The 14,409-nt window shown below is 60.2% G+C and carries 5 protein-coding genes, 2 tRNA genes, 2 rRNA genes and 2 riboswitches; of the genes, 1 reads left to right on the forward strand and 8 read right to left on the reverse strand.

The genetic code is table 11. From position 1 onward, the window contains the following. Positions 1-103: 103 nt before the first annotated feature. The 4 genes from B0G80_RS29740 to B0G80_RS29755 all read right to left on the reverse strand — a co-directional run bounded on the left by B0G80_RS29740 (position 104) and on the right by B0G80_RS29755 (position 5,152). Positions 104-2,985 (reverse strand): 23S ribosomal RNA (locus B0G80_RS29740). Between the two features lie 318 nt (positions 2,986-3,303). Next, positions 3,304-3,379: transfer RNA gene (locus B0G80_RS29745), tRNA-Ala, on the reverse strand. A gap of 85 nt (positions 3,380-3,464) precedes the next feature. After that, positions 3,465-3,541: transfer RNA gene (locus tag B0G80_RS29750), tRNA-Ile, on the reverse strand. A gap of 80 nt (positions 3,542-3,621) precedes the next feature. After that, positions 3,622-5,152, reverse strand: a 16S ribosomal RNA gene (locus B0G80_RS29755). Together the 16S and 23S rRNA genes with 2 tRNA genes alongside form the textbook arrangement of a ribosomal RNA operon. Positions 5,153-5,810: 658 nt before the next feature. Here B0G80_RS29755 and B0G80_RS29760 point away from each other — a divergent pair. Beyond that, positions 5,811-6,755: a flagellar brake protein gene (locus B0G80_RS29760; protein WP_116121542.1), complete on the forward strand. Its 945-nt coding sequence runs from the start codon at positions 5,811-5,813 to the stop codon at positions 6,753-6,755. 35 nt (positions 6,756-6,790) lie between these two features. Here the strand turns inward: B0G80_RS29760 and B0G80_RS29765 are convergent, their stop codons facing one another. The 4 genes from B0G80_RS29765 to cobW form a co-directional block, all read right to left on the reverse strand. After that, complete coding sequence (locus B0G80_RS29765; RefSeq protein WP_116123761.1) at positions 6,791-7,387, reverse strand: VWA domain-containing protein; 597 nt, start codon at positions 7,385-7,387, stop codon at positions 6,791-6,793. Between the two features lie 86 nt (positions 7,388-7,473). Beyond that, positions 7,474-8,544 (reverse strand): ATP-binding protein, encoded by a 1,071-nt coding sequence (locus B0G80_RS29770; RefSeq protein WP_116121543.1) that lies wholly within the window; start codon positions 8,542-8,544, stop codon positions 7,474-7,476. Then, a complete protein-coding gene (gene cobN, locus B0G80_RS29775; RefSeq protein WP_116121544.1) occupies positions 8,541-12,344 on the reverse strand; it encodes a cobaltochelatase subunit CobN in 3,804 nt (1,267 codons plus the stop codon). Before cobN ends, B0G80_RS29770 begins: the two co-directional genes overlap by 4 nt. Positions 12,345-12,350: 6 nt before the next feature. Continuing rightward, a complete protein-coding gene (gene cobW, locus B0G80_RS29780; protein WP_309568798.1) occupies positions 12,351-13,442 on the reverse strand; it encodes a cobalamin biosynthesis protein CobW in 1,092 nt (363 codons plus the stop codon). Positions 13,443-13,630: 188 nt separating this feature from the next. Then, positions 13,631-13,924: riboswitch (cobalamin riboswitch) on the reverse strand. A 68-nt stretch (positions 13,925-13,992) separates the two neighbouring features. Beyond that, positions 13,993-14,243, forward strand: a riboswitch (cobalamin riboswitch). Positions 14,244-14,409 lie beyond the last annotated feature (166 nt).

Consider the following 14,409-nt stretch of genomic DNA (forward strand, 5'->3'; position numbering starts at 1 on the left):
CTGGCACAACACGATCACTTAACCTGGGTGTCCTTGCCCCCTTCGGGGTGGGATGCCCGTCAGTGCTGAAGCACTGACGATCATCGCAAAACACACCTGTTATAGGATCAAGCCTTACGGGCAATTAGTATCAGTTAGCTTAACGCATTACTGCGCTTCCACACCTGACCTATCAACGTCCTGGTCTTGAACGACCCTTCAAGGGGCTCGAAGCCCCGGGGATATCTCATCTTAAGGCGAGTTTCCCGCTTAGATGCTTTCAGCGGTTATCTCTTCCGAACATAGCTACCCGGCGATGCCACTGGCGTGACAACCGGTACACCAGAGGTTCGTCCACTCCGGTCCTCTCGTACTAGGAGCAGCCCCCTTCAAATATCCAGCGCCCACGGCAGATAGGGACCAAACTGTCTCACGACGTTTTAAACCCAGCTCACGTACCTCTTTAAATGGCGAACAGCCATACCCTTGGGACCGGCTACAGCCCCAGGATGAGATGAGCCGACATCGAGGTGCCAAACACCGCCGTCGATATGAACTCTTGGGCGGTATCAGCCTGTTATCCCCAGAGTACCTTTTATCCGTTGAGCGATGGCCCTTCCATACAGAACCACCGGATCACTATGACCTGCTTTCGCACCTGCTCGACTTGTCGGTCTCGCAGTTAAGCACGCTTATGCCATTGCACTATCAGCACGATTTCCGACCGTACCTAGCGTACCTTCGTACTCCTCCGTTACACTTTGGGAGGAGACCGCCCCAGTCAAACTGCCTACCATGCACTGTCCCCGATCCGGATTACGGACCAAGGTTAGAACCTCAAACAAACCAGGGTGGTATTTCAAGGTCGGCTCCACGCAGACTGGCGTCCACGCTTCAAAGCCTCCCACCTATCCTACACAGACCGGTTCAAAGTCCAATGCAAAGCTACAGTAAAGGTTCATGGGGTCTTTCCGTCTAGCCGCGGGGAGATTGCATCATCACAAACACTTCAACTTCGCTGAGTCTCGGGAGGAGACAGTGTGGCCATCGTTACGCCATTCGTGCAGGTCGGAACTTACCCGACAAGGAATTTCGCTACCTTAGGACCGTTATAGTTACGGCCGCCGTTTACCGGGACTTCAATCAAGAGCTTGCACCCCATCATTTAATCTTCCGGCACCGGGCAGGCGTCACACCCTATACGTCCACTTTCGTGTTTGCAGAGTGCTGTGTTTTTATTAAACAGTCGCAGCCACCAGTTTATTGCAACCCCTTCACCCTTCTGGCGCAGGCCAGTCAGGCTACAGGGGCGTACCTTATCCCGAAGTTACGGTACCAATTTGCCGAGTTCCTTCTCCCGAGTTCTCTCAAGCGCCTTAGAATACTCATCTCGCCCACCTGTGTCGGTTTGCGGTACGGTCTTGTTAAACTGAAGCTTAGAGGCTTTTCTTGGAACCACTTCCGATTGCTTCTTCACCGAAGTGAATGGCCTCGCACCCTTGAATTCCGCACCCGGATTTGCCAAAGCGCCTTCTCCAATGCAAGGACCGGGACTTCCAACACCCGGACAACCTTCCGCGATCCGTCCCCCCATCGCATTTAACAATGGTGCAGGAATATTAACCTGCTTCCCATCAGCTACGCATTTCTGCCTCGCCTTAGGGGCCGACTCACCCTACGCCGATGAACGTTGCGTAGGAAACCTTGGGCTTACGGCGAGGGGGCTTTTCACCCCCTTTATCGCTACTCATGTCAGCATTCGCACTTCCGATACCTCCAGCACACTTTCCAGTGCACCTTCGCAGGCTTACGGAACGCTCTCCTACCATGCACATAAATGTGCATCCGCAGCTTCGGTATATTGCTTAGCCCCGTTACATCTTCCGCGCAGGACGACTCGATCAGTGAGCTATTACGCTTTCTTTAAAGGATGGCTGCTTCTAAGCCAACCTCCTGACTGTTTTAGCCTTCCCACTTCGTTTCCCACTTAGCAATATTTGGGGACCTTAGCTGGCGGTCTGGGTTGTTTCCCTCTTGACACCGGACGTTAGCACCCGATGTCTGTCTCCCGTGATTGCACTCTTCGGTATTCGGAGTTTGCTATGGCGTAGTAATCCGCAATGGACCCCACAACCATGACAGTGCTCTACCCCCGAAGGTGATACACGAGGCACTACCTAAATAGTTTTCGGAGAGAACCAGCTATTTCCAGGTTTGTTTAGCCTTTCACCCCTATCCACAGCTCATCCCCTAACTTTTCAACGTTAGTGGGTTCGGACCTCCAGTACGTGTTACCGCACCTTCATCCTGGCCATGGATAGATCACCTGGTTTCGGGTCTACACCCAGCGACTGAATCGCCCTGTTCGGACTCGCTTTCGCTACGCCTGCCCTAATCGGTTAAGCTTGCCACTGAATGTAAGTCGCTGACCCATTATACAAAAGGTACGCCGTCACCCTCTTTCAAAGGCTCCGACTGTTTGTATGCATGCGGTTTCAGGATCTGTTTCACTCCCCTCCCGGGGTTCTTTTCGCCTTTCCCTCACGGTACTGGTTCACTATCGGTCGATCACGAGTATTTAGCCTTGGAGGATGGTCCCCCCATCTTCAGACAGGATTTCACGTGTCCCGCCCTACTTGTCGCATACCTAGTTCTTCCAATCTGTTTTCGCCTACGGGGCTATCACCCGCTATGGCCGCACTTTCCAGAGCGTTTGGCTAACAGTTCAGATAAAGAATGCAGGCTGGTCCCATTTCGCTCGCCACTACTCTGGGAATCTCGGTTGATTTCTTTTCCTGCGGTTACTTAGATGTTTCAGTTCACCGCGTTCGCTTCACGTAGCCTATGTATTCAGCTACGGATGACCCATACGGGCCGGGTTTCCCCATTCGGATATCGGTGGATCAAAGCTCGTTTGCCAGCTCCCCACCGCTTTTCGCAGGCTACCGCGTCCTTCATCGCCTGTGATCGCCAAGGCATCCACCACATGCACTTGTTCGCTTGACCCTATAACGGGTGTGTCTCCTGCATGATCCACTGGGAATCACACGCTCGCCACGCTCGCTACAGGTTGAGTATTCGTGTTGCGCCGTATTCCAAAAGCGATCTTTCGATCTCTCTTTTCATACATTGATACAATCACAACCCTGATTCACCTACTCGCACACCCATCTCTAAGTATGCTTTCGTGAATCTCTTTACTACTTCTTCCTGATTGTTAAAGAACGACAGCCGATATAAAGCTCTGCTTCATATCACTCTGACTGGCTCAATCGCCAATGCACAACGCTCTGCTTCTTGCACAGAACGCTACGCATTGAGGATTGGTGGAGGATGACGGGATCGAACCGACGACCCCCTGCTTGCAAAGCAGGTGCTCTCCCAGCTGAGCTAATCCCCCAGTCATGCACAGATAATCTCTACCTGCGTTGATACCCAGGGGTCTTAGTCGCCAAACTCGGCGATCAGCACACCAGACAAGACTTTGGTGGGTCTGGATGGATTCGAACCATCGACCCCCGCCTTATCAAGACGGTGCTCTAACCGACTGAGCTACAGACCCCTGAGTCTGTCCTGATTTCACAGCCGATAAGCGTGAGCGCTCAACGCATTGCTTTTACGCAACTGACACGTTCGCTCGAGAAAGGAGGTGATCCAGCCGCACCTTCCGATACGGCTACCTTGTTACGACTTCACCCCAGTCATGAATCCTACCGTGGTGACCGTCCTCCTTGCGGTTAGACTAGCCACTTCTGGTAAAACCCACTCCCATGGTGTGACGGGCGGTGTGTACAAGACCCGGGAACGTATTCACCGCGGCATGCTGATCCGCGATTACTAGCGATTCCAGCTTCACGCACTCGAGTTGCAGAGTGCGATCCGGACTACGATCGGTTTTCTGGGATTGGCTCCCCCTCGCGGGTTGGCGACCCTCTGTTCCGACCATTGTATGACGTGTGAAGCCCTACCCATAAGGGCCATGAGGACTTGACGTCATCCCCACCTTCCTCCGGTTTGTCACCGGCAGTCTCCCTAGAGTGCTCTTGCGTAGCAACTAGGGACAAGGGTTGCGCTCGTTGCGGGACTTAACCCAACATCTCACGACACGAGCTGACGACAGCCATGCAGCACCTGTGTTATGGCTCCCTTTCGGGCACTCCCACCTCTCAGCAGGATTCCATACATGTCAAGGGTAGGTAAGGTTTTTCGCGTTGCATCGAATTAATCCACATCATCCACCGCTTGTGCGGGTCCCCGTCAATTCCTTTGAGTTTTAATCTTGCGACCGTACTCCCCAGGCGGTCAACTTCACGCGTTAGCTACGTTACCAAGTCAATGAAGACCCGACAACTAGTTGACATCGTTTAGGGCGTGGACTACCAGGGTATCTAATCCTGTTTGCTCCCCACGCTTTCGTGCATGAGCGTCAGTATTGGCCCAGGGGGCTGCCTTCGCCATCGGTATTCCTCCACATCTCTACGCATTTCACTGCTACACGTGGAATTCTACCCCCCTCTGCCATACTCTAGCCCGCCAGTCACAAATGCAGTTCCCAGGTTAAGCCCGGGGATTTCACATCTGTCTTAGCGGACCGCCTGCGCACGCTTTACGCCCAGTAATTCCGATTAACGCTTGCACCCTACGTATTACCGCGGCTGCTGGCACGTAGTTAGCCGGTGCTTATTCTTCCGGTACCGTCATCCCCCCACCGTATTAGGGCAGAGGTTTTCTTTCCGGACAAAAGTGCTTTACAACCCGAAGGCCTTCTTCACACACGCGGCATTGCTGGATCAGGCTTGCGCCCATTGTCCAAAATTCCCCACTGCTGCCTCCCGTAGGAGTCTGGGCCGTGTCTCAGTCCCAGTGTGGCTGGTCGTCCTCTCAGACCAGCTACAGATCGTCGCCTTGGTAGGCCTTTACCCCACCAACTAGCTAATCTGCCATCGGCCGCCCCTGTAGCGCGAGGTCCTAAGATCCCCCGCTTTCATCCACAGATCGTATGCGGTATTAATCCGGCTTTCGCCGGGCTATCCCCCACTACAGGACACGTTCCGATGTATTACTCACCCGTTCGCCACTCGCCACCAGGATTGCTCCCGTGCTGCCGTTCGACTTGCATGTGTAAGGCATGCCGCCAGCGTTCAATCTGAGCCAGGATCAAACTCTTCAGTTCAAACCTGTTACTGTTTTTCGGTTCAGTTAAGAACCGGTCGCTCACTCAACGTACTGACGAATGATCTCTCCATCTTTCAATGGAAAAACCTTCCTTTCATTACTGTGTGAGACTTGATACTTTCGCTTCATCCGGCAGATCCCGAAGGGCCCGCCGGCGCGTCGCGCATCAAGCGCCCACACTTATCGGCTGTTAATTTTTAAAGATCGATTACGCATTCACCACCGAATCCGCACCGCAGGTCGCCAACATCACAACCACCCGGCACCGCTTCGTTCTGCGTCGCTGCATCAGCAGCAGAGAAACGAGATTATGGAGAGCGAGCGACACGTCGTCAACCCCTTCGCGCAATATTTTTCGAAAAGTTAAGAGGCACGGAAACAGACCGCTCCAACAACGCCGCCCAATTAGTTAGCCATCCGATTTAATTGACTGCTCACGAGGCAATCGTACTCGCGACGGCCAGCCAGTCGATCAGCGGCCGCGCCTCCCCGCTGTCAAAACAGCCAAGCGAGCCTCCTCACTATATATAGACACAAGGCGCACACCCGACAGCAGCGTCGAAACAACTGGAACGCCGGCACCACCGCAAAAAACTAAAGTTTCGCAGTCGCCAGCCGTCAACCAGGATACCCCGTCACTTAAATAGCCGCCGACCATGGACAATCCAGTCGAGGAACACGTCGAGGAAGCCTCATCCGCAGCGCAGACGACAGCGCTGAATCCGGAGCAGGTGCCAGTAGGCGCGCCCGTGGACTGGCCGATCGTCGACGCCGACGGCACGCTGCTGTTCGCCAGCGGCACCATCGTGGCGACCGCGGACGAGCGCAAATTCCTGTTCGGGCACTTCCGTCCGCAGCGCGGCGACTTACTGGACGCGACCGCGCAACCGCCACTGCCAGCAGAGCCGCAAGCGGATCCCAACGGCGCACTGACGCTCAAGGACATGCATCTGGAAATCGGTGCTTTGGTCGGTGTGCGCTCGCAGCTCGGCAGCGGCGCGCCCATGCACCCGTGCCGCATCATCGGTTTCGCGCCGAATCATTCGCTCTTCGTCACTCCGCCGATACACGCAGGCCGCATCTTCCCGCTGGGCATCGGCGAAAACATCGAGATCGTCGCGATCGCCAGCCATGCGGTGTTCCGTTTCGTCTGCACGATTGAAGCGATCTGCCGCACGCCGTTCGACTACGTCGTGCTGTCGAAGCCCGGCGTGGTCCGCCGCCTGCGCGAACGCAAATCGATCCGCGTCCGCGCGCACCTTGCGGTGCGTTTTGGCATCGGTCAAAGCGGGGAATCGTATGAGGGCCTTGGACTCGCGAAAGGCATCAGCGCGCTTGGCATGTCGCTGGACGCCTCGTGGACTCTGGGCGCCGTCGGCGACCGGTTGCGCGTTGCGTTCCGCCTGAAGTCGAAGGATCTCGACATGGAGATCGAAACCACGGCGCTGATCCGCAACGTGCAGAAAGGCCGCGGCTCCGGCGAGCCTTCAACGCATGGGCTCGAACTCGATCAACTCGATGCAGCCCAGCAGATGGCGATGAAAGTCTTCGTATTCGACCGTCAGGACGATGTGGTGTATTGGTCGAACGGCCTGAAATAAGCGCTCGCCCGTGAGCGGCACGGCCCGCGAGCCGCTCAGCCCATGAGCATCAGTTCTTCCGGCGTCAAGCGCCGCGCGCCCCAAGCATCGGCAAGCACTTCGCAGCGGCCCAGCCGGATCGCTTCGCGCTCGAAATCGACGAACACCACCTCGTCCGCATCCGGCGGACGCGCCGGCATGTCACGCGTGCGGCCATCGGTCAGAATCCACAACCAGCGTTGCTGCCCGGGCTTGCGGCGCGCGCAGCGATCCAGCAGCTGGGATGCACGCTGAACGCCTGCCGTCAGTGGCGTGCCGCCTCCGCCGCCCACTGGACTCAGCCACCGCTCGTTCCACCAGCGCGGCACAGCGGGGCCGAAACGCACATCCGCACCGGCGCCGCCGAAACAGACCAGCGCCGCCTCGGCTCGCGCCGCGCTTGCATGGTCGAACAAGGCGATCAGCAATCCCTTGGCGAGCGCGAGGCGCTGCCCGGCCAGCATGGAACCCGAGCAATCGAGTACGAAGCAGTGCAGCACGCCGCCGCGCGGCGCCTCGCGCACGAAATGCAGATGCCCGGCGCGCAGCGCATCCTGGCGTTTCGCGCCGAGTGTGGCCGGCCAGTCGATGCGCTTGCCCGGCTCGCCGCGCAAACGCCCGCGCGGACCGGCAGCTGTGCCCGCGCCTTGCAGCCATCGAAAACCGCTGCGCAAGTCAGCGGCGGCGCCCTTCCGATGGCTCAGCGTTTTTTTACGTTAAGCGGAATGACGCCCTTGACGTGCGTGGTTGCGGCCGGCTCGGGCGCGAGGTAGCCCCAGTCGCTATCGCCGGTCGCGGCGGCCGGCTGCGCATTGCCTTGCGCGGATGAAGAGCGGCTCCCGGCAGGCGCCTCCCGTTCGCCGTCACTCTCACGCGTCTCACCCGCCGCAGGCGACTCGCGAACATGCCGCCGATGAGCCAACACCGCCTCAGCCACCCGATCGACATGCTCCGCCGTCACCGTAGCCGCCTGTTCGAGCGCCGCCAACGCACGCGCCGCGCGCAGCATCACGAGATCGGCGCGCAAACCGTCCACGGCGGCGTCGATGCACAGCGCGCTCACATGCGCATGCACGGCGTCGTCGAATGCGAGCTGCGGCAGCGCTTCGCGCGCCACTCGAATCCGCTCGACATAGGCCGCCTGCTGCTGCGCGCAGCCCGCACGAAAACCCTGCGGATCGAGATCGAACGCCAGCCGCGCTTTCACGATCGCCTGACGCACGAGCGGTTCGAAACAGTTCTGCAACTCGACCATCAAGCCGAAACGGTCGATCAATTGCGGCCGCAGTTCGCCTTCTTCAGGATTCATCGTGCCGATCAGCACGAAGCTCGCGTCGTGGCTATGCGATACGCCATCGCGTTCGACGGTATTCACGCCGCTCGCGGCCGCGTCGAGCAAGGCATCGACAAGCGCGTCGGGCAGCAGATTGACTTCATCCACATACAGCACGCCACGATGCGCTTTCGCAAGAAGGCCGGGCGAGAAGCGCACCGAACCGTCGCGCAACACGGTTTCGATATCGAGCGTGCCGATCAGACGATCTTCGCTGGCGCCAAGCGGCAGATTCACCAGTTGCCCTTCCGGCAGCAACTCAGCCAGCGCGCGCGCCGCGGTCGACTTCGCCGTGCCACGCGGCCCGGTAACCAGCACGCCGCCCAACCCCGGATCGATGGCGGCTAACAGCAGCGCCTGCTGCAACGGCGCCTGGCCGATCAGCGCGGCAAAGGGAAAAACGGGCCGCGCGGCAGCCGCGCTCATCGCTGGATTCATGTTTGCATCCCTTCGATCTGCTGCTCGCTCGCAAGCAGATGCTGTTCGACTTGCGCGCGATAGTCGCCGGGCGCCTGCCACAAACCGCGCTGCATGGCTTCGAGCAGGCGCTCGCAGACCGACTGCAACGCGTGCGGATTGTGCCGTTGCAAGAACTCGCGGGTGTCTGTGTCGTTCAGATAAGCGTCGGTCACGAGCGCATATTGATGATCCGCGATCACGCGCGCCGTCGCATCGTAACCATACAGATAGTCAACGGTCGCGGCGATTTCGGCCGCGCCCTTGTACCCATGACGCTTCACGCCATCCAGCCATTTCGGGTTGACCACGCGCGAGCGGATCACCCGCGCGATCTCCTCATGCAGCGTACGCACGCGCGGCGCCGCAGGATTGCTGTGGTCGGCGTGATACACGCTCGGCTGATCGCCGGCCAGATGCCGCACCGCGGCGACCATGCCGCCCTGGAACTGGTAGTAATCGTTCGAATCGAGCAGGTCGTGCTCGCGGTTGTCCTGGTTCTGCAGCACCACGTCCATTGCAGCGAGACGCGCGCCGAACGCGTGACGCGCTTCTTCGCCCGCGCTCTTTTGCGTGTACGCGTAGCCGCCCCACGCCTGATACGCGTTCGCGAGATCGGCGTCGGTTTGCCATTGCCGCGAGTCGATCATGTCCTGCAGACCCGCGCCGTAGGCGCCGGGCCGCGCACTGAACACGCGCCAGCCGGCGCGCTTGCGCGCTTCGGCGGCGTCCATGCCGCGCGCGATCAGCGCATCGCGTTCGCGCAGCACGCGCGCGCGAATCGGATTCAGGTCCTCGGGTTCGTCGAGTTCGGCGACGGCTTGCACGGCGGCGTCGAATAAATGCATGACGTTGGCGAAGGCATCGCGGAAGAAACCGGACACCCGCAACGTGACGTCGATTCGCGGCCGGTCGAACGCCTCGATCGGCATAATTTCAAAATCGGTCACGCGATGGCTGCCCGGCGCCCACTTCGGCCGCACGCCGAGCAACGCGAGCGCCTGGGCGATATCGTCGCCACCGGTGCGCATGGTCGCGGTGCCCCAGACGGACAGACCGATGGCGCGCGGATAGTCGCCCTTCTCCTGCAAATGCCGTTCGATCAGTTGCTGGGCGGATTTCAAGCCGAGCGACCAGGCGGCCTGCGTGGGAACCGCACGCGTGTCGACGGAATAGAAGTTGCGGCCGGTGGGCAGCACGTCGGGCCGGCCGCGCGACGGCGAACCGCTCGGCCCGGGCGGCACGAAACGGCCTTCGAGGCCGCGCTTTAGCTGAAGCATTTCCTGCGGACCGCAGGCGTCGAGCCGCGGCAGCACGTCGTTACGCAGACGTTCGATCACTTGCTCCGCTTGCGGCAAGCCGGCGGCCATCGTGGTTACCGATGCTTGCGTTCGATCTCCGCACACGTCTCGCAGCAACTCAGCCGCCAGCAACTCCAGCCGCTCACGCGTATCGCCACAGTGCCGCCACGGCGCATCGCTCACACGCTGAAGTACATCGGGACGCGGACCGTCCCACACCGCCGCCCAATCCACCGACAACGGATCGAACAGATGATCCATCTGCAGATCACGCGCCAGTGCATCGATCAAGCCGGCCTTGCCGCCTTGCCCGTCACCGACAGGAAAACGCCCCAATGCCAGCAACGTATCGCGTCGCTGCACGCCATCGGGCGATTGCCCGAACGTATGCAAACCATCGCGAATCTGCGCTTCCTTCAACTCGCACAGCCACGCATCGACGCGCGTGAGCAGCGCGTCTTCGTCGTCCTGTCCGTTCGGTGCGGCGAGACTCAGTTCCTCATGCAGCTTATGGTCGACGATGGTCGCCAGAATCGTGCGCCGCAACAGCTTCGAGCGGCGCGGGTCGACCATCAGCGCTTCATAATATTCGTCGACCTGCCGCTCCAGGTCCTGCAAAGGCCCGTAGCTTTCGGCGCGCGTGAGCGGCGGCATCAAATGATCGATGATGACAGCCTGTGCGCGGCGTTTCGCCTGGCTGCCCTCGCCCGGATCGTTGACGATGAATGGATACAGATGCGGCATCGGCCCGAGAATCAGATCGGGCCAGCAGGTGTCGCTCAACGCGACGCTTTTGCCGGGCAGCCATTCGAGATTGCCGTGCTTGCCGACATGCACGATTGCGTCGATACCAAAGTGGTGACGCAACCAGAAATAGAACGCCAGATACGCATGCGGCGGCACGAGTTCGGCGTCGTGATAGCTCGCGTAGTCGCCCTGCTCGCGCGAACGCGACGGTTGAATGCCGACGAACACCTGTCCGCAACGCCAGCCCGCGATCATGAAGCGGCCGCGTCGCAGCGTCGGGTCCTGGTCTGGCGCGCCCCAGCGCGCGTTCAACGCCTGACGCGTTTCGGCGGGCAACGCGTTGAAGTGCGCGAGATAGTCGTCGAGTGCGAGGCTTTGCAGCGCGGGACGCAGATCGCGCACGACCGGATCGTTGGTCACGCCTTCGGTGAGCTTTTTCAGCAACGCGTCGCCGCCCGAGGGCAAATCGGCGAGACGATAACCTTCGTCGCGCAGCATCGACAGAATGCCGACTACCGAAGCCGGCGTATCGAGTCCCACGCCATTGCCGATGCGCCCTTCGCTCATCGGATAGTTGGCGAGGATCAGCGCGAGTTTCTTGTCCGCGTTATCGAGTGAACGCAAACGGCACCAGCGGCGGCTCAGTTCGGCGAGAAAGCCCACGCGTTCAAGGTCAGGCTGATAACGCACCACGTCGACCTGAGTATGCCCACAGCGGTACGCGAGTCCCTTGAAACTGATCGCGCGCGTGATGATGCGGCCGTCCACTTCCGGCAGCGCGATATGCATGGCGATATCGCGCGAATTGAGACCCTGATTGTCCTTGACCCAATCGTCGCGATTGCCGCCGCTCAGGATCACCTGGAGCACCGGGGCGTCGCCGGCGAGCGCGAGCGGCTCGGGGTCGTCGATCGCGGACGCGGCGAATGCGGTCGTATTCAGCACCAGCGCCACCTCGTGCTGCGCGCACAGCGATTGCACGACGTCGCGGCTCATCGCATCTTTCAGCGAGGTAATCGCGATCGGCAGCGGATTCAGACCTTGCGATTCGAGCGCGTCGATCAGCGCGTCGAACACGGCCGTGTTGGCGGCCTTCAGATGCGCCTTGTAAAACAGGATCGCCGCGACCGGCGCTCCCGGTTTCCAGCGCGACTGCCAGTCGGCCATGGTCGGCATATCGCGTTCCGGATGGTAGAGCGTGGCGGCGGGCAACGCGCGCGGCGGCGCAGGTTCGCGTCCCCAGCCGAAGGCGCGGTGGGCGATACAGCGCAGGAACGCCTCGGCATTTTGCGGGCCGCCTTCGCGCAGATAGCGCCACAGTTGATGGCACAGATCCGCGCTTGCCGTGCTGCGCGCGAGCAGGTTCGGATCCTCCTGCAGATCACCGGAGAACATCGCGAGCGTCTGCTGCTTGCGCTCGGCGAGCGCCACCACCTGCTCGATGCCGTAAGGCCAATACGCTTCGCCGCCCAGATGATCGACCACCACCACGCGCGCATGCTGCAAGACGTCTTCGAGATAAAAATCCACCGACGCCGGTTGCCGCAAATACGTGACGTTCGCGAGCCGCACGCTCGGAAAGCCTTCGCCCAGCCGCGGAAAAACGCTCGCCAGCAGCGACAGCGTGGTATCGGCGGAGCTGAGCACCACGATATCCGCGGGCTGCTGATCGATCCGGATCACGCCTTGCGTGTCGTCGACAAAACCGCCCGGCGTGGTGCGCAGCAAATGCATATGCGCTTACGCCTGTTGCGTTTCGACGCTCGACGGCACGCCCAGCGCCGCGTCGAACGCACGTTGCAACGCCGGCTGATCGAGGTCTTCGCCAATCAGCACGAAGCGGCTCGGGCCGCTTTCGCCGGCCTGCCAGCGTCGATCGAAATAGCTGTCAAAGCGCCGCCCAACGCCTTGAATCACCAGACGCATCGCCGCGCCCGGCAGCGCCGCGAAGCCTTTGATGCGATAGATGGTGTTGGTTTCGACCAGCTGTTGCAGCGCGGCGATCACCGCCTCGCGCGACGACGCATTCGCCTGCACGACCACGGAGTCGAACTCGTCGTGATGGTGGTCGGCGTCGTCGGCGGAGCCGTGGTGATCGTGGCGCAAGTGGATCGTGTCTTCCGACGCCGCTTCGAGGCCCAGCAATGTATGCAGATCAAGTTGGCCCATGTGCGCGCGAACGATCTTCACTTGCGGCGGAATTTCCTCGCGGATCGAAACTTCTACCGCGCTTTGCTGCGCGTCGTCGAGCAAGTCCGTTTTGTTCAGAATCACCAGATCGGCCGCGGACAACTGATCTTCGAACAGTTCGTGCAGCGGCGACTCGTGATCGAGATTCGGATCGGCCTTGCGCTGCGCATCCACGGCGACCGGATTGTCAGCAAACTGACCGCTCGCGGCGGCCGGGCCGTCCACCACGGTGACCACGGCATCCACGGTGAAGCTGTTCTTGATTTGCGGCCAGTTGAACGCCTGCACCAAGGGCTTCGGCAACGCCAGACCCGACGTCTCGATCAGCACGTGATCGATCTGATCGCGGCGCTCAACGAGCTTTTCCATCACCGGGAAAAACTCTTCCTGCACGGTGCAGCACAGGCAGCCGTTCGCGAGTTCATACAATTGGCCTTCGGTTTCGACGCCGTTTTCATCGCAACCGATGCCGCAACCCTTGAGGATTTCCCCGTCGATACCGAGCTCGCCGAATTCGTTGACGATCACCGCGATGCGCTTGCCGCCCGCATGCTGAAGAATATGCCGCAGCAGCGTAGTCTTGCCGCTGCCGAGAAAGCCCGTGACGATGGTGACGGGGATCTTGCGCATTTGAGTTTGCATCGTGAGGTCCATCCGTAGGAGTTGCACGTGCACGCCGGCGTGTTTTCAGCGCATGCCGAGGCAAACAGAGCACACGCCCGGCCAGCCACGACCATAACAAAACACGGGGACGAAAGTCGGCGTTGCCGCGACAACAGAAAAGCAGAAAGCGGGAATGAGTCATGAACGCAGCGCCGCATCCCCGCGGCGTTCGTCCTTCGTTATCTGGCCGGTATCCGGGCTGGCGAAAGCGCCGCTCCCCCTTCCCGGACGAGTGATTTCTCGCCCAGTGGTGATATGCCGACGCGGCCTTGCGCGTGGACATCGAAGCCGGCTCCGCGGCGCTAACCGACTGCGTTCGACACGGCAGTTAGCACCACATTTCGCTTACCGTTGCGGGGGCAGCACAGGTTGGCCCGATCCATGGCAGGTGGGCACCCTGTTTCCCGTTTAACTGCATGCGCACGAGCGCGCACACGAGCACCAAAGTGCGTGCGAGTGTAGGCCCGCCGCCCGGTGCCGTCAAGGAAACCCCAGGCCGCAAGCGCTTATCGGACGGGGCGCCATGTGCTATCGTATGCGCGCGTTTGGTGCCCGCACATGCATTCGCGTGTGCAGTTAAACGGGAAACAGGCAGCGCGCCATGCGCTTAACCTGTGCTGTCCCCGCAACGGTAAGCGACCTGCGGCGCGATGTTGAATCGACTCGCGCCGCGCATGCGTTTTTTAAGCCACTGTCCGGCAATTTCCAGCGAATGCGGACGGGAAGGCAAAGCGCGTGAGGCCGCCAGCCCGGATACCGGCCAGACGCGGAGGCGGCGAACCTCAGGGCAACATCACGCCGCCGGCCGCCGGAATCCGCGAGGGACGGATGCGAAGGCGCTAAAGCACGACGCAGAGTGTCCGCGTAGGCGAGTTTCGTGTGAAACTCGCTACGAACCACGCATTGCGCCATGCCTGAATCCGTAGCACTGCATGACCCCAACGTC

Origin of the sequence: Paraburkholderia sp. BL6669N2 (assembly GCF_003387275.1) — a bacterium.
Taxonomy (GTDB): domain Bacteria; phylum Pseudomonadota; class Gammaproteobacteria; order Burkholderiales; family Burkholderiaceae; genus Paraburkholderia.

What these genes read in the sequence shown, in the direction of transcription:
- B0G80_RS29760 (WP_116121542.1), top strand. Translation starts at nt 5,811, where the DNA reads ATGGACAATCCAGTCGAGGAACACGTCGAGGAAGCCTCATCCGCAGCG.
- B0G80_RS29770 (WP_116121543.1), bottom strand. Translation starts at nt 8,544, where the DNA reads ATGAATCCAGCGATGAGCGCGGCTGCCGCGCGGCCCGTTTTTCCCTTT.
- cobN (WP_116121544.1), bottom strand. Translation starts at nt 12,344, where the DNA reads ATGCATTTGCTGCGCACCACGCCGGGCGGTTTTGTCGACGACACGCAA.
- cobW (WP_309568798.1), bottom strand. Translation starts at nt 13,442, where the DNA reads ATGCAAACTCAAATGCGCAAGATCCCCGTCACCATCGTCACGGGCTTT.